The sequence below is a fragment of the Polaromonas sp. P1_A2 genome (assembly GCF_056406895.1).
On sequence record NZ_JBFTZI010000003.1, the window covers coordinates 132114 to 158305 of the forward strand.

31 protein-coding genes are annotated in these 26192 nt (G+C 64.0%); 13 read left to right on the top strand and 18 right to left on the bottom strand.

The features are described 5' to 3' along the window. Window positions 1-38: 38 nt before the first annotated feature. The 4 genes from AC1D09_RS12670 to AC1D09_RS12685 all read right to left on the bottom strand — a co-directional run bounded on the left by AC1D09_RS12670 (window position 39) and on the right by AC1D09_RS12685 (window position 3360). On the bottom strand, window positions 39-1013 hold the full coding sequence (locus tag AC1D09_RS12670; RefSeq protein WP_477701079.1) for a magnesium and cobalt transport protein CorA: 975 nt from the start codon (window positions 1011-1013) through the stop codon (window positions 39-41). Between the two features lie 93 nt (window positions 1014-1106). Further along, the gene (locus AC1D09_RS12675; protein ID WP_477661849.1) at window positions 1107-1580 is read right to left on the bottom strand and encodes a MaoC family dehydratase; all 474 of its coding nucleotides are present in this window, start codon (window positions 1578-1580) and stop codon (window positions 1107-1109) included. A 27-nt stretch (window positions 1581-1607) separates the two neighbouring features. Beyond that, on the bottom strand, window positions 1608-2888 hold the full coding sequence (locus AC1D09_RS12680) for an MFS transporter (RefSeq protein ID WP_477661850.1): 1281 nt from the start codon (window positions 2886-2888) through the stop codon (window positions 1608-1610). Beyond that, the gene (locus tag AC1D09_RS12685; protein WP_477661851.1) at window positions 2881-3360 is read right to left on the bottom strand and encodes a MarR family winged helix-turn-helix transcriptional regulator; all 480 of its coding nucleotides are present in this window, start codon (window positions 3358-3360) and stop codon (window positions 2881-2883) included. Before AC1D09_RS12685 ends, AC1D09_RS12680 begins: the two co-directional genes overlap by 8 nt. Window positions 3361-3408: 48 nt before the next feature. Between AC1D09_RS12685 and AC1D09_RS12690 the strand changes: the two genes are divergently transcribed. Beyond that, window positions 3409-3954, top strand: a complete 546-nt coding sequence (locus tag AC1D09_RS12690; RefSeq protein WP_477661852.1) for a PaaI family thioesterase — start codon at window positions 3409-3411, stop codon at window positions 3952-3954. 67 nt (window positions 3955-4021) lie between these two features. Here the strand turns inward: AC1D09_RS12690 and AC1D09_RS12695 are convergent, their stop codons facing one another. Further along, entirely contained in the window at window positions 4022-5155 is a 1134-nt protein-coding gene (locus AC1D09_RS12695; protein ID WP_477661853.1) for an MFS transporter, read from the bottom strand. Window positions 5156-5221: 66 nt separating this feature from the next. On the opposite strand from AC1D09_RS12695, the gene gcvA reads away from it, so the two are divergent. Further along, the gene (gcvA, locus tag AC1D09_RS12700) at window positions 5222-6109 is read left to right on the top strand and encodes a transcriptional regulator GcvA (protein ID WP_477661854.1); all 888 of its coding nucleotides are present in this window, start codon (window positions 5222-5224) and stop codon (window positions 6107-6109) included. Window positions 6110-6318: 209 nt separating this feature from the next. Beyond that, the gene (locus tag AC1D09_RS12705) at window positions 6319-6837 is read left to right on the top strand and encodes a GNAT family N-acetyltransferase (protein WP_477701080.1); all 519 of its coding nucleotides are present in this window, start codon (window positions 6319-6321) and stop codon (window positions 6835-6837) included. A 59-nt stretch (window positions 6838-6896) separates the two neighbouring features. On the opposite strand, the gene AC1D09_RS12710 is transcribed toward AC1D09_RS12705, so the two are convergent. Further along, window positions 6897-7772, bottom strand: coding sequence for an MBL fold metallo-hydrolase (locus AC1D09_RS12710; protein WP_477661856.1), 876 nt, complete (start codon window positions 7770-7772; stop codon window positions 6897-6899). Between the two features lie 81 nt (window positions 7773-7853). Between AC1D09_RS12710 and AC1D09_RS12715 the strand changes: the two genes are divergently transcribed. The 7 genes from AC1D09_RS12715 to gloA all read left to right on the top strand — a co-directional run bounded on the left by AC1D09_RS12715 (window position 7854) and on the right by gloA (window position 12294). After that, a complete protein-coding gene (locus AC1D09_RS12715; protein ID WP_477661857.1) occupies window positions 7854-8183 on the top strand; it encodes an ArsR/SmtB family transcription factor in 330 nt (109 codons plus the stop codon). Next, window positions 8180-8614, top strand: a complete 435-nt coding sequence (locus AC1D09_RS12720) for a YeeE/YedE family protein (protein ID WP_477661858.1) — start codon at window positions 8180-8182, stop codon at window positions 8612-8614. The genes AC1D09_RS12715 and AC1D09_RS12720 overlap by 4 nt, the downstream gene beginning before the upstream one ends. A gap of 10 nt (window positions 8615-8624) precedes the next feature. Then, entirely contained in the window at window positions 8625-9041 is a 417-nt protein-coding gene (locus AC1D09_RS12725) for a DUF6691 family protein (RefSeq protein WP_477661859.1), read from the top strand. A 199-nt stretch (window positions 9042-9240) separates the two neighbouring features. After that, the gene (locus tag AC1D09_RS12730) at window positions 9241-9540 is read left to right on the top strand and encodes a hypothetical protein (protein ID WP_477661860.1); all 300 of its coding nucleotides are present in this window, start codon (window positions 9241-9243) and stop codon (window positions 9538-9540) included. A 23-nt stretch (window positions 9541-9563) separates the two neighbouring features. Further along, window positions 9564-9908: an N-acetyltransferase gene (locus AC1D09_RS12735; protein ID WP_477661861.1), complete on the top strand. Its 345-nt coding sequence runs from the start codon at window positions 9564-9566 to the stop codon at window positions 9906-9908. A gap of 111 nt (window positions 9909-10019) precedes the next feature. Further along, complete coding sequence (locus AC1D09_RS12740; RefSeq protein ID WP_477661862.1) at window positions 10020-11738, top strand: ATP-binding response regulator; 1719 nt, start codon at window positions 10020-10022, stop codon at window positions 11736-11738. Window positions 11739-11883: 145 nt separating this feature from the next. Then, entirely contained in the window at window positions 11884-12294 is a 411-nt protein-coding gene (gene gloA, locus AC1D09_RS12745; protein ID WP_074577519.1) for a lactoylglutathione lyase, read from the top strand. 3 nt (window positions 12295-12297) lie between these two features. On the opposite strand, the gene eda is transcribed toward gloA, so the two are convergent. The 3 genes from eda to AC1D09_RS12760 all read right to left on the bottom strand — a co-directional run bounded on the left by eda (window position 12298) and on the right by AC1D09_RS12760 (window position 15549). After that, complete coding sequence (gene eda / locus AC1D09_RS12750; protein WP_007864021.1) at window positions 12298-12954, bottom strand: bifunctional 4-hydroxy-2-oxoglutarate aldolase/2-dehydro-3-deoxy-phosphogluconate aldolase; 657 nt, start codon at window positions 12952-12954, stop codon at window positions 12298-12300. Beyond that, window positions 12945-14762 (bottom strand): phosphogluconate dehydratase, encoded by a 1818-nt coding sequence (gene edd / locus AC1D09_RS12755; RefSeq protein ID WP_477701081.1) that lies wholly within the window; start codon window positions 14760-14762, stop codon window positions 12945-12947. The genes eda and edd overlap by 10 nt, the downstream gene beginning before the upstream one ends. Window positions 14763-14970: 208 nt before the next feature. Beyond that, window positions 14971-15549, bottom strand: a complete 579-nt coding sequence (locus tag AC1D09_RS12760; protein ID WP_477661864.1) for an OmpA family protein — start codon at window positions 15547-15549, stop codon at window positions 14971-14973. Between the two features lie 76 nt (window positions 15550-15625). Here AC1D09_RS12760 and AC1D09_RS12765 point away from each other — a divergent pair, with 76 nt between their 5' ends. Next, entirely contained in the window at window positions 15626-16207 is a 582-nt protein-coding gene (locus AC1D09_RS12765) for a gamma-glutamylcyclotransferase (protein WP_477661865.1), read from the top strand. Between the two features lie 95 nt (window positions 16208-16302). Beyond that, window positions 16303-16818, top strand: a complete 516-nt coding sequence (locus AC1D09_RS12770) for a superoxide dismutase family protein (protein ID WP_477661866.1) — start codon at window positions 16303-16305, stop codon at window positions 16816-16818. On the opposite strand, the gene AC1D09_RS12775 is transcribed toward AC1D09_RS12770, so the two are convergent. The 4 genes from AC1D09_RS12775 to AC1D09_RS12790 form a co-directional block, all read right to left on the bottom strand. Next, entirely contained in the window at window positions 16815-17366 is a 552-nt protein-coding gene (locus tag AC1D09_RS12775; RefSeq protein ID WP_477661867.1) for a nucleotidyltransferase family protein, read from the bottom strand. The genes AC1D09_RS12770 and AC1D09_RS12775 overlap by 4 nt on opposite strands. Next, on the bottom strand, window positions 17366-19660 hold the full coding sequence (locus AC1D09_RS12780; RefSeq protein WP_477661868.1) for a xanthine dehydrogenase family protein molybdopterin-binding subunit: 2295 nt from the start codon (window positions 19658-19660) through the stop codon (window positions 17366-17368). Before AC1D09_RS12780 ends, AC1D09_RS12775 begins: the two co-directional genes overlap by 1 nt. An 11-nt stretch (window positions 19661-19671) precedes the next feature. Further along, entirely contained in the window at window positions 19672-20130 is a 459-nt protein-coding gene (locus tag AC1D09_RS12785) for a (2Fe-2S)-binding protein (protein ID WP_413325989.1), read from the bottom strand. Between the two features lie 180 nt (window positions 20131-20310). Continuing rightward, window positions 20311-20883 (bottom strand): TetR/AcrR family transcriptional regulator, encoded by a 573-nt coding sequence (locus AC1D09_RS12790; RefSeq protein ID WP_413325987.1) that lies wholly within the window; start codon window positions 20881-20883, stop codon window positions 20311-20313. Between the two features lie 116 nt (window positions 20884-20999). On the opposite strand from AC1D09_RS12790, the gene pdxH reads away from it, so the two are divergent. Further along, the gene (pdxH, locus tag AC1D09_RS12795) at window positions 21000-21650 is read left to right on the top strand and encodes a pyridoxamine 5'-phosphate oxidase (protein WP_477661869.1); all 651 of its coding nucleotides are present in this window, start codon (window positions 21000-21002) and stop codon (window positions 21648-21650) included. Window positions 21651-21820: 170 nt separating this feature from the next. On the opposite strand, the gene AC1D09_RS12800 is transcribed toward pdxH, so the two are convergent. The 5 genes from AC1D09_RS12800 to hda all read right to left on the bottom strand — a co-directional run bounded on the left by AC1D09_RS12800 (window position 21821) and on the right by hda (window position 26185). Next, window positions 21821-22600, bottom strand: a complete 780-nt coding sequence (locus AC1D09_RS12800) for a transporter substrate-binding domain-containing protein (protein ID WP_477661870.1) — start codon at window positions 22598-22600, stop codon at window positions 21821-21823. A 67-nt stretch (window positions 22601-22667) separates the two neighbouring features. After that, window positions 22668-23183 carry a 2-amino-4-hydroxy-6-hydroxymethyldihydropteridine diphosphokinase gene (gene folK, locus AC1D09_RS12805; RefSeq protein ID WP_477661871.1) on the bottom strand — a complete coding sequence of 172 codons (516 nt, stop codon included), beginning with the start codon at window positions 23181-23183 and terminating at the stop codon, window positions 22668-22670. Window positions 23184-23186: 3 nt separating this feature from the next. Beyond that, a complete protein-coding gene (gene pcnB / locus AC1D09_RS12810; RefSeq protein ID WP_477661872.1) occupies window positions 23187-24818 on the bottom strand; it encodes a polynucleotide adenylyltransferase PcnB in 1632 nt (543 codons plus the stop codon). Window positions 24819-24824: 6 nt separating this feature from the next. Next, entirely contained in the window at window positions 24825-25502 is a 678-nt protein-coding gene (locus AC1D09_RS12815) for an HAD family hydrolase (RefSeq protein ID WP_477661873.1), read from the bottom strand. Further along, entirely contained in the window at window positions 25499-26185 is a 687-nt protein-coding gene (gene hda, locus AC1D09_RS12820; protein WP_477661874.1) for a DnaA regulatory inactivator Hda, read from the bottom strand. Before hda ends, AC1D09_RS12815 begins: the two co-directional genes overlap by 4 nt. Between the last annotated feature and the right edge of the window lie 7 nt (window positions 26186-26192).

Sequence of the window (26192 nt, forward strand, 5' to 3'; positions counted from 1 at the left end):
AGGCGACGCAACAACGCCAGGAGGATTTTTGAGTGGCTCTACAGCCAGCGTGCGCGCTTGAAGCGCCAGTAGAGCAACGAGCAGGCCACCACAATCATGCTGATGGCCATGGGGTAGCCGTAGCGCCACTTGAGCTCGGGCATGGCTTCAAAGTTCATGCCCCAGATGCCGGCAAAGGCGGTGCAGACCGCAAAAATACTGGCCCAGGCCGCGAGCTTCTTGGTCACTTCGCTTTCCTCGATGGTGACCATCGCCAGATTGACCTGGATGGCGGTGCCTATCGTGTCGCGCATGTTTTCGATCAGCGCATTGATGCGCGACAAATGGTCGACCACATCGCGGAAATAATCCTGCACGCCGTTGCAGATCTGCGGCACCCGGCCGCCGTGGAGCTTGCTGGCGCCTTCGAGCAACGGCGCGACCGCATGCTTGAGGATCATCACGCTGCCTTTGAGTTCGTAGAGCCGCTCGATGTTCTTGCGCGCGGCGCCGGGCGTGAAGATTTCCTTCTCGATCAGCTCCAGCTCGGTCTCGAGGTCGTCGAGGATGGGAAAGTAGCGGTCAACCACCGCATCCATCAGGGCATACAGCACAAAACCCGAACCGTGGCGCAGCAGCTCGGGCTCGCGCTCGCAGCGTTCGCGCACGCCCAGGAAACCCTTGTTGCTGCGGTTGCGCACGGAGAGCACATAATTTTTTCCGGTGAACACGTCGACCTCGCCGACGTGAAGCTCGCCCGGCTTGTCGGTGGAGCGCTCCACCAGGTGCAGCACCGAAAACAGCGAGGCGCCGTACTCCTCTATCTTGGGTCTCTGGTGGCCGTGCCGGGCGTCCTCGACCGCCAGTTCATGCAGGCTGAACTCGTGCTGCATTTCCTCGAGCTCTTCCGGCGTCGCGTCCTGCAGCGCCACCCAGACAAAGGCATCGGGCCGGCAGATGTAGTCGCTGATCTCGCTGACCGGGATGTCGGCGAGCTTGGTGCCGTTCTGGTAGACCACACAATTGATAAGCATCTGATGTTTCCCGCAAGTTGGCTGCCTGCGTGGATTCTGGCACAGCGGCTCTGAAGCGCAACTGCGCCCTCGCCGCGGTATCCCCTTGCCCCGTCAGGCAGGCCGGCGCGGAACCACCAGGTTGTAGACGGATTGCTGCAGCACCTCGCCGTGCTGGTTGATCGTCTGGCTGCGCACCACGACCCGGCCACGGTCCGGCCGTGAGGCAGAGGGCGTCACGCTCACCACTTCGGTCTCGACATGCAGCACATTGCCGGGACGCGTAGGCTTGGGCCAGCTGATTTCGCCACCCGCGCCTATGATGCCGCCGGCCAGCGGTAGGCCACCGCCGACCAGAAGGCGCATCGTGACGGCCGCCGTGTGCCAGCCGCTGGCCGCCAGGCCGCCAAACAACGTGGCCCTGGCGGCTTCATCACTGAGGTGAAACGGCTGGGGATCAAACTGCGCGGCGAACGAGGTGATCTGCGCCTCATCGAGAGCATGCTCGCCACTGACGAAGCGGTCACCAGCCTTCAGGTCGTCGAGATAACGGAGTTCCGGAACGCCTGTTTCAGAAATATTGCTCATGCACTCCTCTCTTTTTTGAGGCGGTACTCAGGCCGAGGCCTTGGCCGCTATCTGCCGCGGCAGCAAGGCCTCGCGTATCGGCAGGTTCACCAGCGCGGCACCCGCGGCCAGCACGATGTCCATGTACCAGACCCAATCGTAGCTGCCCGTGGCCTGGAACACATAACCTCCCAGGTAAGCCCCCAGGAATCCGCCCACCTGGTGCGACAGCATGACCACGCCGAACAGCATGGCCATATTGGCCGTGCCGAACATCTTGGCGACCAGGCCCACCGTGGGCGGCACCGTCGAGAGAAAGGTCACGCCCATCACGGCGGCGAAGACCAGCATCACGGCCGGCGTCTTGGGCGCGAGCAGGAAGATGAGCACCGCCAGGCCGCGCGTTGCGTACAGCAGGGCCAGCAAAGACTTCATGCGCCACTTCCCCACGGCCCAGCCCATGGCCAGGCTGCCGACGATGTTGAAGAGACCGATCATCGCCAGCGACCAGCCGCCGATTTCAGGCGGCAGACCGCAGGCTGCGACCACCCCTGGCAAATGCGTGGCAAGAAACGCCACATGAAAGCCGCACACCAGGAAACCCGCAGCCAGGTAACGATAACTGGGCGTGGCGATGGCCTGGCTGATGGCCTGGCGTGCGCTCAGCGCTTTTGTGCCCGACGCTGCCGCAGCTTGCGCCGCCAGTGCATTTGAGTTGCCCTTGAGTACCAGCACCGCCGGCACCGCCAGCAGCACCAACGCGCCCAGCCATTGCATGGCACTGGCCCAGCCGACAGCGGCGGTAAGGCCAATGGCAATCGGCGCCATCGCGAACTGGCCGAAAGAGCCTCCCGCATTGACGATACCGGTCGCCAGGCCGCGCTTTTCCGGCGGCACCAGGCGCGTGCTGGCGGCCATCAGCACCGAGGGCCCGGCCATGCCCGCACCGCCCGCGGCGAGCACGCCGATGGCAAAGATCAAGCCCGCTGTACTGCTCATGAGTGGCGTGATGATGGTGCCAATCGCCACCAGTACCACACCCAGAAAGATCACACGGCCCGTGCCGATGCGGTCGGCCACCGCGCCGGCAAAGGGCTGCGTCAACCCCCACCAGAGCTGGCCGAAGGCGAAGGCCAGGCTGATGCTGCCTATGCCCAGCGCGGTCGAGGTGTTGAGGGCCGAGAGGAACAAGCCCATGGTCTGGCGCACGCCCATGGTGAGGGCGAAGGTGCCGCCGGCGGCCAGCAGCACCAGCCACATCGCGATGCGGCGCGCGGCAGGTGGCAGAGCCGGTGTCGCGGCGGGATTGGAAGGCTCGGGATTACTCATCATCAGCTCCAGATTCGATGGGGGACAAAAGCTCTAAAGATTCATTGATCAGGTTGTGCAGGGCCAGCACGCGCCCGGTGCCCAGCAGCGCATTGAGCTGCTCCTGCGCGGCCCTCCAGTGCGTGCGGGCCTCCTCGCGCTTGGCGCGGCCCGCGTCGGTCAACACCACGGTGCGGCTGCGTGCATCGGTGCCTGCGGTGAGCTCAATCCAGCCCGCGTCGATCAAGGGCTTGAGATTGCGTGTAAGGGTCGATGCGCTGACCTTCATGCCGCGCGCCAGCTCACCGGGCCGCATGGGACCGAGTTTGAGCACATAGGTCAGCAGGGAATACTGTGTGGTCTTCAACCCCACCTTGGCCATTTCGAGGTCGTAGTGATGCGCCACGCGGCGCATCAGCTGGCGCAGTTTCAGATTGGTGCAGCCCTGCACCTTGAGCTCGGCCTGGGTTGACAGGCGGGTTTTCCCGTTCATAATTTAATTGTATCTACAACTATTGCATATGCAACACTTATGGACACCATGACCCCACAAGACACATTGACTCAATGGATGGAACAAAGCGCCGCGGTGCGCGCCCGCATGGAAGGCGGCGGCGGCAGGCCGGGCCTGGCACGGCCCGAAGACATGGCCGGCAAAACCGGCATGGAAGTCATGAGCGCCATGCTGGCCGGCAAGCTGCCCTACCCCCACATCGCCGACACGCTGGATTTCGCGCTCATCGAGGTCGAACCCGGCAAGGCCGTGTTCCAGGGTACGCCGCAGCTCAAGCACTACAACCCGCTGGGCACGGTGCACGGCGGCTGGTACGCCACGATGCTGGATTCCGCCGTGGGCTGCGCCGTGCACACCATGATGCCCGCGGGCCGAGCCTACACCACGGCCGAACTGAGCATCAACATCGTGCGCGCCGCCTCGCACAAGACCGGGCCGCTGCGCGCCATAGGCACGGTGATCCACTGCGGCCGCCAGCTGGCCACCGCCGAGGGCCGCATCGTGGGCCCGGACGGCAAGCTGTATGCGCATGCGACCACCACCTGCCTGGTGTTTGAGGTGACTCAGAAATAGCACCAGCGAAGTGCGCGCCGGGCCAGGCCGGGCGGATTGAAAACAGGGCGCGATATCCGATGTGTCTTCAGTCACGGCCCGGTCTCAGGCAGGCAATGGCCGCGCATGACAGAAGAAGTGCGCAGACACCGTAAATCCATTCAGCCGGCGCGACCGGTAACAACAGGCCGGCAAGCACGGGGCCAATGCCCGCGCCCATGTCGCGCCAGACCGAGCGTGTGGCGAGGGCTTGTATGCGTCCGGGTCCCGGTGTACGAAGAGCCACAAGCGCCGGCAATAGCGGCAACAGCAAGGCACGCAAAATCACGATAACCAGTGCACACGTCCACAGCCAGCCGAAGCCAAAACCCACAAGGGCCGCGGAGGTCAGCACGGAAAGCGCCACCAGCAGAACCTCGATGCCGTATTTCTCGGCCATGCGGCCGCCGGCAGAACCCAGGAGAATTTCCGCCAGGTAGCGGACCGACAGCAGCAGGCCTGCCACGATGACCGGATTGCCCGGCAAGAGGTCACGGCCCAGATAAGACAAACCGATGATGAACAGGCCGTCCAGCACCAGGCCTTCAATGAACGACCAGGTATCGAGGCTGCCCGGGAACCTGGCCCTTTTTGTTGCCGGCGGCTCGCCATGGGGGATGGTCGGGAGCTGCCGCGTGACCAGCAGCCCGGCCACCGCGACAGCCGCGAACACAAAAAATATGACTCTTGGGCCAAACCAGAGCGCACACGCACCGCCCAAAGGCAATGCAAGCATGGGCCCCAAGGCCGTAAACGCACGGGATCGCCCCGCCCGGCGCGCGGCACCCGCCGGTTCGGCGGTGGCCAATGCCTGGGTGGCCAGGTTAAGCGCTGCAAAAGCCAGGCCCCACAAGAGCCGCAGGAGCAGCAAAGCGACGAATCCCGCGAATGTGGCGTAACCCAGCGCGCATACCGCGGCCGCCATCACCGCCAGGGAGCAGGTGAGCCTCTCGCCCTTACGGGCATAAAACTTCGCCACCATCCCGTAACCGGCAATGCGCACGAGGCGGTTCGCGGCCAGGAGAATGCCCGCTTCGGGCAAGGTGACGCCAAACGCGGGCGCGAACATCGGCAAGAGCAGGTAGAGCACCGTGTCTCCCGGAAGTGACAGCCCGAGCGCCATGGCGGCATGGCGTGAGTTGCGGTCCGGGTCAGAGGCAATGGGCTGTTTCATGGACCGCATGGTGCGCGACGCCACCGCTCCCGACAAACGATATTCATGCGCAGTACGTGTGAGAAAATGACACGCATGTCGCCCCGCTTACCTCCGTTGAATGCGGTCCGTGCTTTCGCGGCGGCGGCGCGGCATCTGAGCTTCACCCGTGCGGCCCTTGAATTGCACGTCACGCACGGCGCCATCAGTCGCCAGATCAAGACGCTGGAAGCTTTTCTGGGCGTGGACCTGTTCGAACGAAAAACCCGGCAAGTCCACCTCACGGCGGCCGGCCATCAGTTCCATGCGCAGGCCGGACCCGCGCTCGATCAAATTGGCGAAGCGGCCCAATCGCTCAGGGCGCGGGCACCATCGCGCGCAGTGAGGGTCAACGTCAGGCCTACTTTCGCCGTGCGCTGGCTGATTCCGAGGCTGCCGGGGTTCGTGGCAAAGCACCCGGACATCGAACTGCAGATGATGACCAGCACGCTGGCGCCGGATCAGGCGCCTGAGGCATTCGATCTTGCCATCCGGCGGAGCACCAAGGGATGGCCGCAGGCGATGCCGATTCGCCCATTCCTGGAGGACGAGGTCCTTGTCGTTGGATCTCCCGCATTGTTCGCCCGTCGTCCGGTCACCGATCCGCAATCCTTGGCCTCGCACGTCTTGCTGCTGTCGAAATCACGCGGCAATGATTGGGGCGACTGGAAAAAGCACGTGAATGCGCCCGAGCTGGAACCCGCCAGTTGTCTGCAGTTCGAACACCTGCATTTTGTCCTTCAGGCAGCCGTCGACGGGCTGGGTTTCGCGCTGGCGCCGACCACCTTGATCGCCCATGACATCGCTTCGGGACGGTTGACCTGCCCTTTGCCCGAGTTGCGGATGGCGCTGAGCCGCCACTACTTTGGCCTCGCACCGGGTGCAACACCCGAGACGGAATGCTTTGTGCAATGGCTCATGGAAGAGATGAAAACCGCACGATAGGCCCAGCAAGCCCGCCGCTTGTTCCCTGCGTCTTTGACCTCAGGCTGCGAGCCACGACGTTCCAATGGCGCAGATCCGCGGGCTGCTGGAGATCGAACTGAGGCAAATGCCGGGGGAAACGGAGGTCCCAGCCTGCTCCAACCCAAGAACAACATCATTCTTCAGGTATGCCGCTTCCCAATTCACAACCCGGATCCCAACAACACCCCATGAATACACCTGCATTGAGCGCCGCCATTTACATTCGCCACCCCGCCCTTGCCGATGAGCGCGCATTTCTTTCCGCGGTACGCGCCAGCCGCAGGCTTCATCATCCATGGACGGCTCCGCCCGACACACCGATCCTGTTTCGCGCCTACATCGAACGCATGGGCTTGCCGGCCAACTGCGCTTTTCTTGTCTGCCGCCGCGACACCCACGCTTTGGTGGGTGTCATCAACATCACGAATGTCGTGCTGGGCCTGTTTCGCAGCGGCTACCTCGGCTACTACGCCTTCGCGGGGCATGAGCGCCAAGGCCTCATGCGCCAGGGGCTGCGGGCCGTCGTGGGCCACGCGTTCAAGTCACTCAAGCTCCACCGCCTGGAAGCGAATATCCAGCCGGCGAACACGGCCTCCATTGCCCTGGTCGCCTCCTGCGGGTTCACGCAAGAAGGGTACTCACCGCGCTACCTGAAGATCGGCGGCCGCTGGCGAGACCACGAGCGCTGGGCCATCCTGGCCTCATAGGCGCTCTGGCATCCGCCGAAAAATAAAAGCCCAGAGCGTACCAGCGCATCGATGAGGAACTAGGCAACCCCCAACGCGTTGACCGGAATCTTGAGATAGCTGACACCGTTTTCCTCAGGCGGCGGCAAGCCGCCCGCGCGGATATTGACCTGGATGGAGGGAAGAATCAGCGTGGGCACGCCGAGCGTGGCATCCCTTGCCGCGCGCATGGCCGCAAAAGCATCCTCAGAAATACCGTCACGCACGTGGATGTTGGCCTTGCGCTGCTCACCCACGGTGCTTTCCCATTGCGGCATGCGCTCGCCGGGCGGGTAGTCGTGGCAGACAAAAATCCGGGTTTGCGCCGGCAACTGCAGCAGCTTGTGGATGGAGCGGTACAACTGGCGGGCATCGCCACCCGGGAAGTCCGCGCGTGCTGTTCCCACGTCGGGCATGAAGAGCGTGTCACCCACAAACACCGCGTCACCCGCCAGGTAGGCCATGTCCGCGGGCGTGTGCCCGGGCACGTGCAGCGCGCTCATCTCCACCTCGCCTATCGCGAATGTCTCGCCGTCCTTGAACAGGTGGTCGAACTGGCTGCCGTCCGGTGCGAATAGAGGCTCCAGGTTGAAGATTTTCTTGAACGTGGACTGCACGGCGCGTATGTGTTCGCCAATGGCAATCTTGCCGCCGGTGCGCGCCTTCAGGTAATGGGCTGCCGACAGATGGTCGGCGTGTGCATGGGTTTCCAGAATCCACTCAACGTGAAGGCCTTGTTGCTCCACATAGGCCAACACATGGTCAGCCAGCTCCGTGCTGGTGCGCCCCGACTTGAAGTCATAACCGAGCACCGGGTCGATGATGGCCGCCTGCCCCGCGCCGCGATCCGCCACGACATAGGTGACAGTCCCGGTCACGGTATCAAAAAAAGCCTGGGGATTGAGCGGGGTTTGCATGGACCGGGTTCTTTCATTCAAGGCGCGCACCCCTACATTATATCTTTTTATATAATATTGAACACATCCCTGCGCATGGCCATGAAATCATCCTCTCCAGTTTTAGACACCGGGCAACTTCGCAACGCTGCCGCGCAAGCCGTGGGCGCGCTGAAGGCGCTGGCCAATGAAGACCGGCTGCTGCTGCTCTGCCAGCTCTCGCAGGGCGCGCGCTGCGTGAGCGAGCTGGAGCAGGACCTGGGCATACGCCAGCCCACCCTGTCCCAGCAGCTCAGTGTGCTGCGCAATGAAGGCATGATCACTCCGCGCCGTGAAGGCAAGAACATCTACTACAGCGTGGCCGACACCGGGACGTTGGAAATCCTGGCGCTGCTCTATCGCCTCTATTGCCCTCAAGGAGGTCAACGATGACTCTGGACTGGAACGCCTTCACACCCTGGCCCGCGCTGGCGGGCGGCCTGCTCATAGGCCTGGCCGCGGCAATGTTCGTGCTGCTCAACGGGCGCATCGCCGGCATCAGCGGAATTCTGGGCGGGCTGCTCAAACCGGTGCGCGGCGACGCCGGCTGGCGCGTGGCTTTTGTCGCCGGGCTCATAGGCGCGCCATGGGCCTACGCCGCGTTCTCGGCCTTGCCGCGTGTGCAGGTGGATGCCGGCTATGGCGTGCTCGTCGCCGCCGGATTGCTGGTGGGCATAGGCACACGCTACGGCGCGGGTTGCACCAGCGGCCATGGCGTGTGCGGGCTTTCAAGGCTGTCGCTGCGTTCGCTGGCGGCCACGGCGGCTTTCATGGCCGCCGGTTTTGCGGTGGTGTTCCTGGTGCGCCACCTGTTCAAGTTTTAGGAGAAAGACCATGCTGATGCTCTTTTCCCTGCTGGCCGGCGTGGTGTTTGGCCTGGGCCTGATCGTCTCGGGCATGGCCAATCCGGCCAAGGTGCTGGGCTTCCTGGACCTTGCCGGCCCCTGGGACCCCTCGCTGGCCTTTGTCATGGCCGGCGCCGTCGCCGTGGGTTTCTTCGCCTTCCTTCAGGCCAAAAAAAGGCGCCTGTCGCTGCTGGGTGCCGAGATGAAGCTGCCAGCCGCGGGCCGCATCGACCGCAGGCTGGTAGCCGGCAGCCTGCTGTTCGGCGCGGGCTGGGGGCTGGCCGGATTCTGCCCAGGCCCGGGCCTCGTGGCCCTGGGCATGGGCGAACCCAAAGCCGCGGTGTTTGTACTGGCCATGCTGGCCGGCATGGCGATCTTCGAGCTGATCGAAAGGCGACGGCCGTAGCCCGCGGTGTGCAGCTACACCGCCTGGGCCAGGCACCCGATTGACTGTCCGCATGCGGACAATTGAGCCTCTTTTTTTTGGCTCGACCCCTTATTCAAGCGAAATAGGTGGGGACCCCTGTCATATCTGGCAGGGTAAAGCTTGATTCAAGCTTGCACGGCGCATAGACTGCGCGAACATCAAAAAAAGAAGTGATGCAATGACGACCTCCATGAACCACCACGCACCGGCCGCCTTTCAAGCTCTGCGCCAGCCCCTGGATGCTCCGGGGGCCATTTTTCCCAACGGGGGATACCCCTTTGTGTCACCCCAGCAGGAAAATTTCATCGAGGAAATCACGCTGTCCCATCTGGACACCGCATCAAAACTGGAAAAAGTGCAGGGGCTCCGCGACCACATCAAGCTGCCGTCCGGATGCCGTAACGAGCAGTTCTTTGAACAAGAAAAAAAAGAGACGAATTGGGTTTGGTGTTTGCGTTCGAGGTCCGTCGGGCCGTAATCGGCACCTTAAGACTGGTTCCCATGCACAAGGGACTGACATCACTTGAAAAGCTGCTGGCGCAGAGACAATTGATCGACCCGGCAACCTGCCAAAGCAGCTGGGAAATCGGGCGCCTTGTATTAAATCCCGACTACAGGGGTGGCCCCGATCTCGTGAAGAAATGCGTATTTCTAGGCGTTTCGTATTTCGCCCAGCATACCGATGGGCAATACCTCTTTGCCTCTTGCTCGCCCGTGCTGAGCCGCCTGTACAGGCGTTTCGGGCTTTCCACCATCGTCAACAATTTGCGGGTGGATGGAACGGACGGATCGTATGTTCTGATGCGTGGACGGGTCTCGGATGTTCTGAAAGCATCGGCATGCTGATACTCAAGCTCCGGGGGCTGCTGTTATAAGGAACGGCGCTCTTTCGCATGGCACCGAAAAAACCGGCACCTGGCTCAAAGGGCTTTGTGCACCTGGGGAGTTGGAAAAAACATGGGTTGGTTCAAAAAGCTCTTTGGCTACTACGAGGCCTACCATGCGCACGGCAGGCCGCTGCTCAAATACATCGGCATCATCGGTGCGCTGACCTATGTGGTGTTTTACCTGATACGGTTCACGAAACCGAATCCCCGCCCTTACGACGATCTTGCAATCCGGCTGCCGGTTGTTGTCCTGTTTACCGTGCTGGCCTTGAGAAGCCATTGGCCCGAAAAATTTAAAAAATACTACTTTGCCTACTCTTACTGGGCACTGATTTTTTGCCTGCCGTTTGCCAATGTATTTCTGTCGCTGATGCGGCACGGAGGCATCCCGTCAATCTCCAATTGTTTTATCGCGCTGAGTTTCCTGGTCATGCTGACCGACTGGCGCAATACGATTGTCATGCTCTTGATCGGGGGAGGCGCGGCAACGCTGCTTTACACCGCCATCACGCCTCATCCGGCGGTGCCCATGGACATGGTGGCTCAACTTCCCGCGTACCTGCTGATTCTCATAGGCGGCGCGGCATTCAAGCTCTCGGAAAGGCAGATCGATGCCGAAAAGCTGCGCATTGCGAACTCCCTGGCCGGCTCGATTGCCCACGAAATGCGCAATCCACTGGGACAAGCCAGGATGAGCCTGGAAAGCATCGGGGAGATGCTGCCTGCCGCGGACACCGCCATCCCCGCCGAGCACGTTTCCCGTATGCGCCAGTACGTCGACATGGGGGAAATTGCGGTGCACAGGGGCCACCAGGTGATTGACCTGATTCTTGGGTCGCTCAAGCCCAGCGCGGTGGACCGCAGCAAGTTTGAATACCTATCCGCCGCGAAGGCGACGCAAAAAGCGGTGGATGAATACAGTTTTATCGAGCGAAACGTCCGCGATGATTCTGGCAATCTGCGCGACAGAGTCACGGTGCGTGTCGTCAAGGATTTCGTTTTTTATGGCGATGAGACTCCCTACGTTTTTGTGCTCTTCAATCTGATCAAAAACGCGCTTTATTACCTTGAGCAAAGGCCGGACGGGATCATCGTGCTGACGGTGGCCGATCACAAGGTGATCGTCAGGGACACGGGCCCCGGTATCTCCAAGGAGGTTCTGGCTCACCTGTTCGAGTCCTTCATGACTTCGGGAAAAGCCGGAGGGACGGGCCTTGGTCTCTCTTATTGCAAACGGACCATGCAAAGCTTTGGGGGTGACATCCATTGCGAGTCCGTGCAGGGCGAATTCACACAATTCACGCTCAGCTTCCCAATGGCGCCGCAAGCCGGGATAAGCAAGGTGCCCGAAACCCTGCAGGCGCCCACGCCGCCCGCCGCCAGACCGGTCATCCCCGGTGATGTGCTGGAAGGCAGAACCGTGATACTGGCCGAAGACGACGAACTGAACCGTTTGATGGTCGGCGACTGCCTGAAAAGCTGGGGCCTGACAGTGCTGGAGGCCGAAGGAGGACGCCAGGTTCTGGCCCATTTGGACAATACGCCGGGCGTCGACCTGATCTTGATGGACATGAATATGCCCGGCTTGAATGGCGTGCAAACGACACAAGCGATCCGTTCACGGGACTGGGAACATCAGGGAATTTTTATCCTTGCACTCAGCGGAAACTCCAATGAGCTTGATGTCAAAACCGCCCTCGGCGCGGGCATGAACGGCTACGTCCTGAAAAATGGCGACATGAAGTTGCTGCAGGGGAAAATGCTGGAGGCGCTGGCCGCAACACAGTAGCCGGCAAAATATTCAGCACGGTGAAGCCTCTTACAGCGGGATGCCCGAGGCATACGTCGCCGTAGCCCTTGCACAGGGAGCAGCCTGCAAGGGAATCCAGGATTGGCGACAATGGGCGAACCACGACTCACCAGGCCATCGTCTTATGCGACTCCTACACACCATGCTGCGCGTTGGCAATCTCCAGCGCTCCATTGATTTTTACACCCAGGTGCTCGGCATGAAGCTGCTGCGCACTTCGGAAAACCCCGAGTACAAATACAGCCTGGCTTTTGTCGGCTACGGCAACAACCCCGAGCATGCCGAAATCGAGCTGACCTACAACTGGGGCACCGACAGCTACGACATGGGCACGGCCTTCGGCCATATCGCGCTGGGCGTGCCGGATGTGTATGCGGCCTGCGAAAAGATCAAGGCCGCGGGCGGCAATGTCACGCGCGAGGCCGGCCCGGTCAAGGGCGGCACTACCGTGATTGCCTTCGTGACGGACCCGGACGGCTACAAGATCGAGTTGATCCAGCGCACTGAATACGCAACCGGCGCGGGCCTGCGTTAGGCCTTACTCGCGCTGCAAACGGCAAGCCTGCTGCGCCAGCGCCGTCACCTGCGCCCAGTCGCCGCGTGCCAGCACGTCGGCCGGCGTGAGCCAGGAGCCGCCCACGCAGACCACATTGGGCAGGCTTAAAAATTCCGCGGCATTGGCCGTGGAGACGCCGCCCGTGGGGCAAAAGCGCACGTCGCCGAAGGGGCCGCTCCAGGCCTTGAGCATGGCCGGGCCGCCCGCTTGCATGGCCGGGAAAAACTTCAGTTCGGTCAGGCCATCTTCCTGGGCCATCATGATTTCGCTGCCGGTGGCCACGCCGGGCAGCAGGGGCAGTCCGGCATCGCGGCAGGCCTGGCCCACGGCGTGGGTGTAGCCCGGGCTCACGGCAAAACGCGCGCCGGCCATGGCACAGGCCTGGGCGTCGGCGGCGCTGCGCACCGTGCCGGCGCCGGCGACGGCCTCGGGCACATCGCGCGCGATGGCTTCGATGCAGGCCAGGGCCTGCGGCGTGCGCAGCGTGACTTCCAGCATGCGGATGCCGCCGGCCACCAGCGCGCGCGCCAGCAGCACCGCCTGTTTCACGTCGGTCAGCACGATGACGGGTATCACCGGCGCATCCTGCATCACCTGCAGGGCGGTCAGCTTGCCGCCGGGTTTGATGTTCACATCCACGATAAAGCTCCTTCTTCGGCGGTCAGCGCGTGGCGGCGCATGCCGGTAAACAATTCACGGCCCATGCCGACGGCATTGCCTGCGCGCAATTCGGCGGGCATGGTTTCCACGGACCTGGCAGCCCATTCCGCCTCCGCCACCAAAACCTTGAGTTCGCCGGTGATGGCGTCGACACGGACCAGGTCGCCGTCACGCACCTTGGCCAGCGGGCCGCCGGCGGCCGCTTCTGGCGACACGTGGATGGCGGCCGGCACCTTGCCGGAGGCGCCGCTCATGCGGCCGTCGGTGACCAGCGCGACCTTGAAGCCCTTGCCCTGCAGCACGGCCAGCGGCGGCGTGAGCTTGTGCAGCTCGGGCATGCCGTTGGCCTGCGGGCCCTGCCAGCGCACCACGCAGACCACGTCGCGGTTGAGGTCGCCGGCGTTGAAGGCCAGGTGCAGGGCTTCCTGCGAATCAAATACCCGGGCGGGCGCCTCGATCACATGGCGGTCGTCGGGCACGGCCGAGACCTTGATCACGCTGCGGCCCAGGTTGCCCTGCAGCAGCTTGAGACCGCCGGTGGCGCTGAAAGGTTTGGCAACGGGCCGCACGATGGTTTCGTCCTTGGAGTTGCCAAGCTCATGCCAGGCCAGGGCCGCGCCGGCCAGTGCCGGCTCGCGCGTGTATTCGCGGATGCCGCCCGCGCGCACCGTGAGCACGTCTTCATGCATGAAGCCGGCGTCCAGCAGCTCGCGGATGATCAGCCCCGGGCCGCCCGCGGCCTGGAACTGGTTCACGTCGGCGCTGCCGTTGGGGTAGACATGGGCCAGCGTGGGCACCACGTCGGAGAGGTCGGAAAAATCATTCCAGTCGATCACGATGCCGGCCGAATGCGCCACCGCCACCCAATGGATCAAATGGTTGGTGGAGCCTCCCGTGGCCAGCAAGGCGACCATGGCATTGACGATGGCTTTTTCATCAACGATCAGGCCTATGGGCGCAAAACGTTTGGCCTTGACGATGCCCAGCACGGTGCGCGCCGCCTCGCGCGTGAGTTCCTCGCGCAGGGCGTTGCCCGGGTTCACAAAGGCGGTGCCGGGCACATGCAGGCCCATGGCTTCGAGCAGCAGCTGGTTGCTGTTGGCCGTGCCGTAGAAGGTGCAGGTGCCGGGGCTGTGGTAGGACTTGAACTCGGAATCCAGCAAGGCATCACGGCCAACCAGGCCCTGCGCGGCCTGCTCACGCACATGGGCTTTTTCCTTGTTGGGGATGCCGGAAGTCATGGGCCCGGCCGGCACAAAGACCGTGGGCAGGTGGCCGAACTGCAGCGCCCCTATCAAGAGGCCGGGCACGATCTTGTCGCACACGCCCAGCATCAGCGCCGCGTCGAACATGTCGTGCGAGAGCGCTATCGCCGTGCCCATGGCAATCACGTCGCGGCTGAACAGGCTCAGCTCCATGCCGCTGGTGCCCTGGGTCACGCCGTCGCACATGGCAGGCACGCCGCCGGCCACCTGGGCCGTGGCGCCCAGCTTGCGGGCTTCGTCCTTGATGAAAGCCGGATAGGCCTGCAAAGGCGTGTGCGCCGACAGCATGTCGTTGTAGGCGGTGACGATGCCGATGTTGGGTGCGCGCTGCGTCACCACCTTGAAACGGTCGTCCAGTGGCATGCCAGCGAAGGCATGGGCCACGTTGGCACAACCCATGCGGTCCATGCCGGGGTCGCGGCTGGAGGCCGCGTGCAGCTGCGCGAGGTAGGCCTCGCGCGTGGGACGGCTGCGCGCGGCGATACGCGCGGTGATGTCTGAGACTTTGGGATGAAGGGCCATGGTGGGGGCTTTATGAAGTTTGGGTGGCGGGGCACCGGGTCGCCGTAACTTTATTACTGACTCTATGGTAACGGGTTACCGGCCATTTCACGCCAGTGTGGTTACGGTACGGTTACCAAACACTCTGCCCACGAGGCGGGGCGCCGGGCGTCAGCCCTGCGCCTTTGCGCTTGTCAGCGGCCCGCTACGCCGAAGAGCACCTGACAGCTTATTGCAGCGAAATCTCGACGCGGCGCGCCTCGGCGTCGTTGCCGCCGGCCAGCTGTTCGGGTTTCTTGAGCTCGATTTGCCGCTCAGGAACGCCCGCGGCCTTGAGCGCGTCACGCACGGCCACCGCACGCTGCCGGGCCAGGGCCGCGTTTTTGACGGCGTCGCCCGTGGCGTCATGAAAGCCCGAGATGACCAGCGTGCGGCCGCCCTTGGCCGCCTTGACCAGGTCGGTCATGGCATCCACCGCGCCGGCGGCGAGCTCGGCCTGGCCGGAAGCGAAATAAAAGCGCACCACGCCCTGCTCGACTTTCACGCTGGCGGCATCGGCCGCGGCCTGCGAAGCTTGTATCGCCTGGCTGACATCGGGAAGGATTGCGGCTGGCGGCGGTGCGGAAGCGACCGGTGCCGGAGCTTGCGCGGCGGCCGCAAGGGCGGGAACTGCGGGCGGTCCGGCGGGCTCGCCGCGATGCAGCCGATACAGGCTGATGCCTATGACCAAGGTGGTGACAAAAACAATCAGGCCCAGAACGAGCGCCAACACCAGGCCCTGCTGGCCTTCATCGTCCTGAGAAAACATTGCCCGACTCCCGTCACAAAAACTCGGCCCATTGTAAAGTGCGGCTGTGGAAAATTCAGCCAAGCAAACAGCCGCAATGGGCCTTTCCGTTTCCCGCAACCCCGACCACATGCTGGAGACCGTCCTGCGCGAATGGGGCGGCAAGGACGACCTCTGGATATTTGCCTATGCCTCGCTGATCTGGCGGCCGGAGTTCGAGCATGCGGAAGAGCGCTTCGCCACCATCCACGGCTACCACCGCGCGCTCAAGATGTGGAGCCGCGTGAACCGCGGCACACCGGAATGCCCGGGCCTGGTCTTCGGCCTGCTGCACGGCGGCAGCTGCAAGGGCATGGCTTTTCGCATCCCGCGGGCGCAGGTGGAAGGCGCCCTGCCCGCCCTGTGGAAGCGCGAGATGCCCAACGGCGTGTACGACCCCAAGTGGCTGCGCTGCCAGACCGCTGGGGGCGACCTGCGGGCGCTGGCCTTCACCTTGTCCAAGCGCAGCCCCAGCCACACCGGCGTGCTCAGCGAGGATGTTTACCGGCGAATTTTTTCAGACTCCTGCGGGCGCTACGGCACCACGCGGGAATACGCGCAGCTCACCTATGACAAGCTGAAGACCCTGGGTATCCACGACCATGCGCTGGGCAAGCTGCTGGCGCTGGTCAACACCTGAGCGGCCGCGGCCCGAACTTGCCATCGCGGGCCATGCGGCCTACAGTGGGCTTTTTTCTCACTATCCCACCAACCAACCTGTCAGGAGACAGCTTCATGAACCAGCTTCTCGCGCCGCTTGCCGCGGCCCTTGTGCTCAGCGCCTGCGCATCGACCATGAGCGGCCCGCGCGCCGTGGCCCAGCTGCAAAGCACCACCGGCAATACCGCCGCCGGCACCGTGAACTTCAGCCAGAGCGGCGACAAGGTGCTGGTCTCGGGCGAGATCCGCGGCCTCAAGCCCAATGCCGAGCACGGCTTTCATGTGCATGAAAAAGGTGATTGCTCCAGCGGCGACGGCATGAGCGCCGGCGGCCACTTCAACCCAAGCGGCCAGCCGCACGGCAGCCACTCGGACATGGCCCACCATGCCGGCGACCTGCCCAGCCTCAAGGCCGATGCCAGTGGCGTCGCAAAGTTCAGCTTTGAATCCAAGACCATTGCCATCGGCAGCGGCATGAACAACATCGTGGGCAAGGGCCTGATCGTGCACCGCGACCCGGACGACTTCAAGACCCAGCCCACCGGCAATTCCGGCCCGCGGCTGGCCTGCGCCGTCATTGCGCTGAGCTAAAAGCGCTGGGCCAGCAAGGCTTCGGCGCGCTGCAAGTCCAGCAGCGTGTCGATGTCGATAACCGTCCCCTCATCGGCAACCTCGATAAAGCCGACGGCATTCAGCGCGGCCTGCGCCTGGACCACCGGGGACGCACCCCGGCTCCCCGTCAACGCCAGCAAGGCATCACGGCAGGCGGCCGAAAACCCGACCGGATGGCCGCGCGCGCCCTTGAACATGGGCACCACCACCGCATGCCGAACCAGCGCATCGGCCACCGCCAGCAGCGTGGCGGCCTGCACCAGAGGCAAATCACCCGGCAACACCAGCCAGCCCGAGGCTTCAGGTGCGGCCCGCACGGCGGCCGCGATGCTGTCGCCCATGCCGGGGTGGCCCGCGTCTTCAAGGTGCCAGGGCAGGCCGCTGGCGGCCACGGCCCCCAGCGTGCGCGCCAGCACCGGCTTGCCGGCCAGCAAGGCCTGCAGCTTGTGCGTGCCGCCGCCGGAGGCGGCAAAGCGCTCGCCCCGGCCCGAGGCCAGCACCAGCACCGTGGGCACGCCCTTTTCCATCACGCCAGTTTAAAAGGCAGCTCGCGTGGCGCCGGCTTGCCCGTGAGCTTGGCGATGGCATTGGCAAAAGCCGGAGCCAGCGGCGGCAGGCCGGGCTCGCCCAGGCCGGTGGGCGCATCGGCGCTGGGCACGATGAACACCGCCACCGTGGGCATGTCGGTGATGCGCGGCACCGGGAAGTCGCCAAAGTTGCTTTGCTCCACCACGCCGTCTTTCAGCGTGATGGCAGCGCCCGGCAGGCACATCGAAAGCCCCATGAGCGCCGCGCCCTGGATCTGCGCCTCCACGCTGGTCGGGTTGATCGCCAGGTTGCAGTGCACACCCGCGGTGATGGCGTGCAGCACCGGCGTGTTGTCCTTGACCGAGGCTTCGACCACATAGGCCACCACGGTATTGAAGGACTCATGCACCGCCACGCCCCAGGCACGGCCGGCGGCCAGCGTGCGCTTGCCGTAGCCGGACTTGTCGACCGCCAGCTGCAGCGCGGCCGCGTGGCGCGGGTGCTTGCTGCCGAACTGCTTGAGGCGGTAAGCCACTGGGTCCTGACCACTGCCGCGCGCGACCTCGTCGATCAAGGTTTCCATCACGTAGGCGGTATGGGTGGAGCCCACGCTGCGCCACCACAGCACCGGCACATTGAGCTTGGGATGGTGCACCGACAGGCGCATCGGGATGTCGTAAGGCTCTTTCATGCCTTCGACCATGGTGCCGTCCACGCCGTCCTTGACCATGAAGGCTTCAAACGGCGAGCCGGCGAGAATGGACTGGCCGACGATGACGTGGTCCCAGCCCAGGATTTCGCCCTTTTCGTCAAAGCCGATTTCGGCGCGGTGCACATGCATGGGACGGTAGTAGCCGCCCTTGATGTCGTCCTCGCGGCTCCACAGCGTGCGCACCGCAGCCGTCAGGCCGGCGCTGCGCGCAGCTTTTGCGACGTTGCAGGCTTCGACCACGTAGTCGCTGGTCGGAATCGCACGGCGGCCGAAACCGCCGCCGGCCATCTGCACATTCATCTTGACGTTTTGTGGCGCCACGCCGAGGGCCTTGGAAGCCGCCAAGGTGTCCAGGCCCGGCATCTGCGTGCCCAGCCAGAGCTCGGCCTTGGCGTCCGCGCCCTGGCCGCTCAGTTGCACCGTGCAATTGAGGGGTTCCATGGGCGCATGGGCCAGGTAGGGGAAGGCAAACTCGGCGCTGATCTTTTTGGGTGCCGTTGCCAGCTTGCTGATGTCGCCGTTGTACTTGAGCGCACCGGTTTTCTGCGCCAGTGAGCGGTAGCTCGCGAGCTGCTGGGCGCTGTCGACTTTCTCGACGCCGCTGCTGTCCCACTCGACCTTGAGCGCATCGCGGCCCTGCTTGGCGGCCCAATAGCCCTCAGCCACCACCGCAACGCCTTCGCCGCCGCGATCCAGCGGCATGCGCAGCACTGCCTTCACGCCGGGAACGGCCTTGGCCGCCGCGTCATCCAGCGTTTTGACCTTGCCGGCAAACACCGGCGGGTGCGCCACCACCGCCGTCAGCATGCCGGGCAGGCGCACGTCGATGCCATAGCTCTGGCCGCCGCTGGATTTGGCGCGCGCGTCCAGCCGGCCCGTGGGCTTGCCGATGATGCGGAACTGTTTCGGGTCTTTCAGCGTGACCGCCTCGGGCACCGGCTGCTTCATGGCGGCTTCGGCGAGTTCGCCATAGCTCAGGCGCTTGCCGCCGGGGCCAATCACCACACCCTGCTGGGTGCGCAGGCTGCTGGCGTCCACGCCCCATTGCGCGGCGGCGGCCGACACCAGCATGGCGCGGGTGCGCGCGCCGAGCTCGCGGTACTGCGTGTAGGAATTCTTGATCGAGCCCGAACCGCCCGTGAGGTGCATGCCGAAGGCCGGGTCCACATAGGCCGGGTCGGCATTGCCGTGCTGGCTTTTGACCAGGGCCCAGTCGGCGTCCAGCTCCTCGGCCAGGATCATGGGCAGGCCGGTCTGCACGCCCTGGCCGAAGTCCAGGCGATTGATGGTGACGGTCACCGTGCCGTCCTTGTCGATGCGCACAAAGGCCGAGGGCTGCTGGGTCGGCTTGAGGCTGGATGCCGCGGGCGCACCCGCTGTCGCCATGGTCTGCGCCTGCGCGAGCAGGGGAAAGGCCCCCAGCGCAAAACCGCCGGCGGTCGTGACCTTGAGGAAGCTGCGGCGCTGCAGGGCGGCGTCGGCGATGCTTTGCGCGGCGTCCTGCGCCTTGTGCATCAGGGCCTGCAGGCCTTTGGGCAACTGGCTGGCGATATCGAGGGTGTCTGTGGAATTGGAATACATGGTGTTCTCCTTCAAGCCAGGGTTTGGGCGGCGTCTTTGATGGCGGCGCGTATGCGCACATAGGTGCCGCAGCGGCAGATGTTGCCGGCCATGGCACCGTCGATGTCGGCATCGCTGGGTTTTGCGTTGGCCTTGAGCAAGGCGGTGGCGCTCATCACCTGGCCGCTCTGGCAATAGCCGCACTGCGCCACGTCATGCTTGACCCAGGCGTCCTGCACCGCCTTGCCGACGCGGTCGCTGGCCACGGCCTCAATGGTGGTGATTTTCTGGCCGGCGGCGGCCGAGATGGGCGTGATGCACGAGCGTATCGGCGCGCCGTTGAGGTGCACGGTGCAGGCGCCGCACAGCGCCGCGCCGCAGCCGAACTTGGTGCCGGTCATGCCCAGCGTGTCGCGCAGGGCCCAGAGTATGGGCGTGGACTCATCGGCGTTGACGGCGGTGTCCTTGCCGTTGATGTTGAGGGTGGGCATCGTGGAACTCCTTGAGGTTGTTGTTGGGGGGAAAGAAGCTGGAAAAACGGTCAGCGGAGAAGTGAGAAAACTACTTGTCGAATATATATTCGCTTAAAAAAGGGTTTTTATCAAAATAACTTGGCCTACTGATATCAGGGGGTATTGCCTTTTCGGGGCGGGTTCAGGCGATTCGGGCGATCAAGCCTTGATGGCGTCCCAGCACAGGCTGAAGGCCGCCTGGTGCACGGCCTCATCGTCGGGCAGCACCTGGGTGCGTATCAGGTTGGCGGTTTCCCGCACCGAACCCACGACGCTGGCCGTCAGCAAGGGCAGCGGTACGGGTTTAAAAATCTCCTGCTGCTGGCCCTCTTCCATCAGTGCCAGAAAGCTCGCCGCCAGGCGGGTCGACAGCTCGCGGTTGCCCTGCGTGAACCAGGGGGAGTTGTAGTACTGCTCCTGGAACACCACCTCGGCATAGCGCTCCAGCCGGTGCCGCAGCAGGTTGCCCCAGATGCGGCGCACCCGGCTGCGCAAAGGGGTGCCGGGAACCACGCCGTCCATCAGGCGAAGCATGGTCGCGGTCTTGGCCTCTTCATAAAGCTGGCTGATCAGCTCGTCCTTGGACGGGTAGTAGACGTACAGCGTGCTGGTGGCGATGCCGGCCGTGCGGGCGATATCGGCCATGGTCAGGCCGCTCAAGCCGGTCTGGGCCACCAGGTTGAAGGTGGCCTCGGCGATCGCGCGCTGCTTTTCGTCGTCTTTGGGCTTCATGGGGAAGCTGGAAATATAAGCGAATATTAATTCGGCAGCAAGCGCGTCCATGGAAACACGCCCGGCAAGGGCCGGCGGCAGGCAGGGACATGGCGCCAGCGGGCACAATCAAGGGCATGAGCCAGCCCACCCCCTCCATTGCCGACCTGCGCAAAAGCTATGAACGCGCCGAACTCAACGAAGACGCCTCGCAGGCGGACCCGCTCAAACAATTCGAGCAATGGCTGCAGGAAGCCATCGCGGCCGAGGTGCCAGAGCCCAACGCCATGACGCTGGCCACCGTGGCCAGCAACCTGCGCCCCTCCACCCGCATCGTGCTGATCAAGGGCTATGACGAGCGCGGCATCACCTGGTTTACCAACTACGACAGCCGCAAGGGCCAGGAACTGGCCGGCAACCCCTACGCCGCGTTGCAGTTCCACTGGGTCGAGCTTGAGCGTGTGGTGCGCATCGAAGGCGTGGTCGAAAAAGTCTCCGCCGAGGAAAGCGACGCCTACTTCAACACCCGGCCGCTGGATTCCCGCATAGGCGCCTGGGCCAGCCCGCAAAGCGAGGTGATTGCCGGGCGCAGTGTGCTGGTAGCCAATGCGGCCAAATACGGCGCGAAATTTTTGCTGCAGCCCCCGCGCCCACCGCACTGGGGCGGCTACCGCCTCAAGCCCGACAACTGGCAGTTCTGGCAGGGGCGCAAAAGCCGGCTGCATGACCGGCTGCGGTATACCTTGCAAGGTGATGGGGGGTGGTTGCGGGAGCGGTTGGCGCCTTAGGGCCCGGCTGCCAACCTGGTTTGGGGCAACGCGAGCAAATGCTTCACGTTCACAGCGGCTTTGCAACCCCCGAACCGGCAAGCTCGAGGTCACCACGCGGGCTGCGAAAATCTGAGTTGGAGGCTTTGTGCCACCGACTCCAATGTGAGGCCGAGTGCAAGACGGGGAAACTAAGGACGCCGCTCCTCGAACCCGACAATCGGGTCGATTTCCCTCGCTGACAAGCCGTGCCGCGCCATTAATTCGCGATGCCCCGGGCTGCCGAGATAGTGTGCAAGGTAGGCATCGAAGCGATGGCGTAGCGCGGTATTCTCGCGGGCAAACGAAAACGCACCGACCGGAATGGTTGCCGGCGGAAGCGATGCGCTATTGACCAGATCAACCGCGAGCAAGGCAGGATTGTTGAGTGCGCGAAGAAACACCCGATTCCCCAGCGCCGTGCTGGCGTAGGCATCAATACTGCCCGCAACCAATGCCTGCACAACAGCCTCCTGGGTCGAAAACAGACTGATTCTGATGGACGGCACTCCCGCGCGTACGGCAGCCTCATGCTGGACCTGTCCCGTGACAACACCCAATCGGGCACCTTCCACTGCCGCCAAAGCGCCATAGCTGTCGAGCCCCTTGGGATTACCGGCTCGAACGATGAACCCGTCTTGCAGCGCCCACACGGGGCGGCTGAAGGAGACCATTGCCGCGCGCTCCGGCGTGACAAACAGCGGGACATTGAGCGCCCACCGACCGGCAGCGACCCCGGGAAGCAACTCCGCGAACGTCGTTAGATGAGTCACGACATCTTTGATGCCGATCTCGCGCAACACAAACCGCGCAAGCTCCACGTCGCATCCCGTCCCTTTCGCGTCCCGTCCCAGCCTTCCAAAAGGAGGCTCATCGATGTAGGCCAAGACAACCTGCTGCGGCAATGGATCCAATGGACTGGTCTCGGTCATGCGGTCTCCCAGTTTGACGCCCTCGACTGAACCAGGACGCATCGCGAGGGCTTCGGCTTGGATTGAACTACAACCCCAAGGTCACTTCAGAAACGGCTATTTGCTGGTGCCGAACCGCCTGCAGACGCAAATCATCCACAAACCCAGGCGCGATCTCAGCCAACGGCACCAACACAAAAGCACGCTCCCACATGCGTGGATGGGGCACCGTCAGCTGCGCTGAGTCAATGCTGGCGCTGCCGTACAGCAGCAAGTCAAGATCCAGTGTGCGTGGTGCATTCGGGTACGGCCTTTCGCGGCCCGCAGCTTGCTCTATGTGTTGCAGGCTTTGCAGCAATGCGGGAGCGCTCAGGCCAGTTTCAACTTCCACCACCGCGTTGAGGTAGTCGCCGCCGAGCGGGGCGGAGTCAATCGCTGAAGGCTGATCGCCGCCTGACACGAGCGGCGCGGTTTTGTAGATGCTCGAGGCCTTCACCAATTGGGTCTGCGGCAACTGTGCAATCGCTTTGGCAGCCAGCCGCAAGGCGGCCGCCGCATCCCCCAGATTGGCGCCCAGCGCGATGTAGGCGCTGACGGTCGCCATGGCTCAGGATTGTGCGTCGCCGCCGGGGGCGCCACCATCGGCGGCCGCGGCCCCGGCACCGCCCGCGCGGGGCTTGCGGCGGCGGCGGCGCTTTTTGGCGGGAGGCATGTCGCCCTGCGCGTCTGTGCCCATGCGCTCTTCATCATCCGCGCCTTGGTCATCCGGATCGCGGTCTTCCTGGTTGCGCGGGGCGAGAGGGGCTGGGGCATCGGGGCGTTTCACGCGAACCCGCGGCGCCTGCGGCTTGCTTTGCAGCTCGCGGCGCGCTTCCTCGATCATGGCGTGGCGTTCGTCGTCGTAGGCGGTGCTGAATTTTTCCCACCACTCGGCCAGTTCCATGTCGATCTCGCCGGTCTGCGCGCGCAGGCGCAGGAAGTCGAAGCCGGCACGGAAACGCGGCTGGTCCAGCAGTGAGTAGGGGGCGCTGCCGGTGCGCTTTTCAAAGCGCGGCTGCATGGTCCAGATCTCGCGCATGTCGGTGCCCAGCTTGCCGCGGCCCGACACGTCGCCGATCTTGGCATTGAAGGCATCGTCGATCGCATCCTGCAGCGCGGGCATGAGGTGCTCGCCGCGCTTTTTGCGCTGCTCCCAGCCCTCGCGCACGTCGGACCACAGCACGCAGGACAGCAAAAAGCTGGGCGCCACCGGCTTGCCTTCGCCGACGCGGCGGTCGGTGTCCTGCAAAGCGAGCTTCAGGAAGGGTTCATCGGCGTTTTCGACCACCACGTCAAGCAGCGGGTAGATGCCGGTGCCCAAGCCCAGGAACTTGAGCTGCGCGATGCTGGCCAGCGCGTGGCCGGTCTGCAGCAGCTTGAGCATTTCGTCGAAGAGGCGGGACTGCGGCACGTCGGCCAGCAGGCCCTTCATTTCGCGCAGCGGGGCCACGGTCTTGTCTTCAAACTTGAAGCCCAGCGCGCTGAGCTTGGCCGCAAAACGCACGGCGCGGATGATGCGCACCGGGTCTTCGCGGTAGCGCACGGCCGGGTTGCCTATCATGCGGATGATCTTCTTCTTGGCGTCCTTGATGCCGTTGTGGTAATCGACCACCACCTGCGTTTCAGGGTCGTAGTACATCGCGTTGATGGTGAAGTCGCGGCGCGCGGCGTCCTGCTCGATAGGGCCCCAGACGTTGTCGCGCAGCACCCGGCCGGAGGCATCGACCGCGTGCTTCATGCCGGCGAGCTCGCTCTTGCTGGTGCGCTCGTTGCCGCCGACCTGTTCGGCCAGGCTGCTGTCCAGGTGGGCGCGGAAGGTCGAGACCTCGATGACTTCATGCTCGCGCCCGCGGCCGTAGATGACGTGCACGATGCGAAAGCGCCGGCCTATGATGAAAGCGCGGCGGAACAGCGACTTGACCTGCTCGGGCGTGGCGTCGGTGGCGACGTCGAAGTCCTTGGGGCGCAGGCCCACCAGCAGGTCGCGCACCGCGCCGCCGACGATGTAGGCCTCATAGCCGGCATCCTTGAGGGTGCGCACCACGTCCATGGCGCGGTCGTCCACCAGCTTGACGTCGATGCCGTGTTCCTTGACGCCTACATCCTGGCGCTGGCCGAAGGGGGATTTTTTGACCCGCTTGGCGCCGGGCTCCGCGCTGTCCGATTTGCCGAACAGCTTGTCGATAAATTTTTTGATCATGGATAACTAGATAAACAGCTCAAGTATGCGCCATCCGCGCTCCACCGCGAGCGCCCGCAGGCGCGCGTCGGGATTGGTGGCGACGGGGTGGGTCGCCTTCTCCATCAGGGCCAGGTCGTTCAGGGAATCGGTGTAAAACGTGGTTTCCACGTCGTCCCAGCCGAGCTTGCGGGCCGCCAGCCATTGTTCCACGCGGGTGACCTTGCCTTCACGGGCCGAGGGCGTGCCCAGGATTTCACCGGTCAGCCAGCCCTGGGCGTCGCGTTCCAGCTCCACGGCGATCAGTTCCTTGACGCCGAAAACCTCGGCAATCGGCCGCGTCACAAATTCATTGGTGGCGGTGACGATGACCAGTTCATCGCCGGCTGCGCGGTGCCTGTCCACCAGCGCCTGCGCCTGGGGGGTGATGGCTTTTTGCACAACTTCCCGCATGAAGCGGGCATGGGCGGCGGCCGAGTTGGCGGCGCCCTGCTCGCGGATCGCCTGGGTGGCGAAACGCACGTAGTCGTGGATGTCCAGCGTGCCGGCGCGGTAGTGCTCGAAGAATTCCGCATTGCGCCGCTTGAACTCGGTGCTGTCGCACCAGCCCAGCGCGATCGTGAATTCGCCCCACTCGTAGTCGGAATCGATAGGAATCAGCGTGTGATCCAGGTCAAACAGCGCAATCTTTTTCGGGCCCGTCATTCACTCTCCAGCATGGACTTGATCAGGGGGATGGTGATGGCGCGCTTGGTTTGCAGGGCGTAGCCGTCGAGCTGGTCCAGCAGCTGCATCAGGCTGCCGAGGTCGCGCGAAAAGCGGGTCAGCATGAAGTCCATGGCTTCGTCGCTCAGGAACACGCCGCGCGCGTCAGCCTCGCGCCGCAGCACGGCGCGCCGCTCGGGCTCGGTCAGGGCCTGCAGGGCGAACACATGGCCCCAGCCCAGGCGGGTGCGCAAATCCTCGCGCAGCGCCAGGTCGGCGGGCGGCACGTTGCCGGCGGCCAGCACCCAGCGCGGCCGGCCGTCGGACGCGCTGAGCGCATTGACAAACCAGTTGAAGGCCGCCTGCTGCTGCACCGCGGTGTAGAGGTGGCATTCGTCAAGGATGACGGCGGACCAGGATTCATTGAACTCGGGCGGCTCCAGCAGCGAGGCATCCATCCAGCCGCTGGAGGCGCCCTGCTCGCGCAGTGCCTCGCGCACGGCCTTGAGCAAATGGGTCTTGCCGCTGGCGGCCTCACCCCAGAGGTAGGTGGGCACGGGCGAGCGCAGCGTGTTGCCGGCCCACAGCTCCAGGTGCTTGAGCGCGGCCTCGTTCGGCCCGCCGAAAAAATTGGCGAACGAGGGGGCCGAAGCCAGCCCGATGTCCAGCGCAATCTGTTTCATGCCCGCC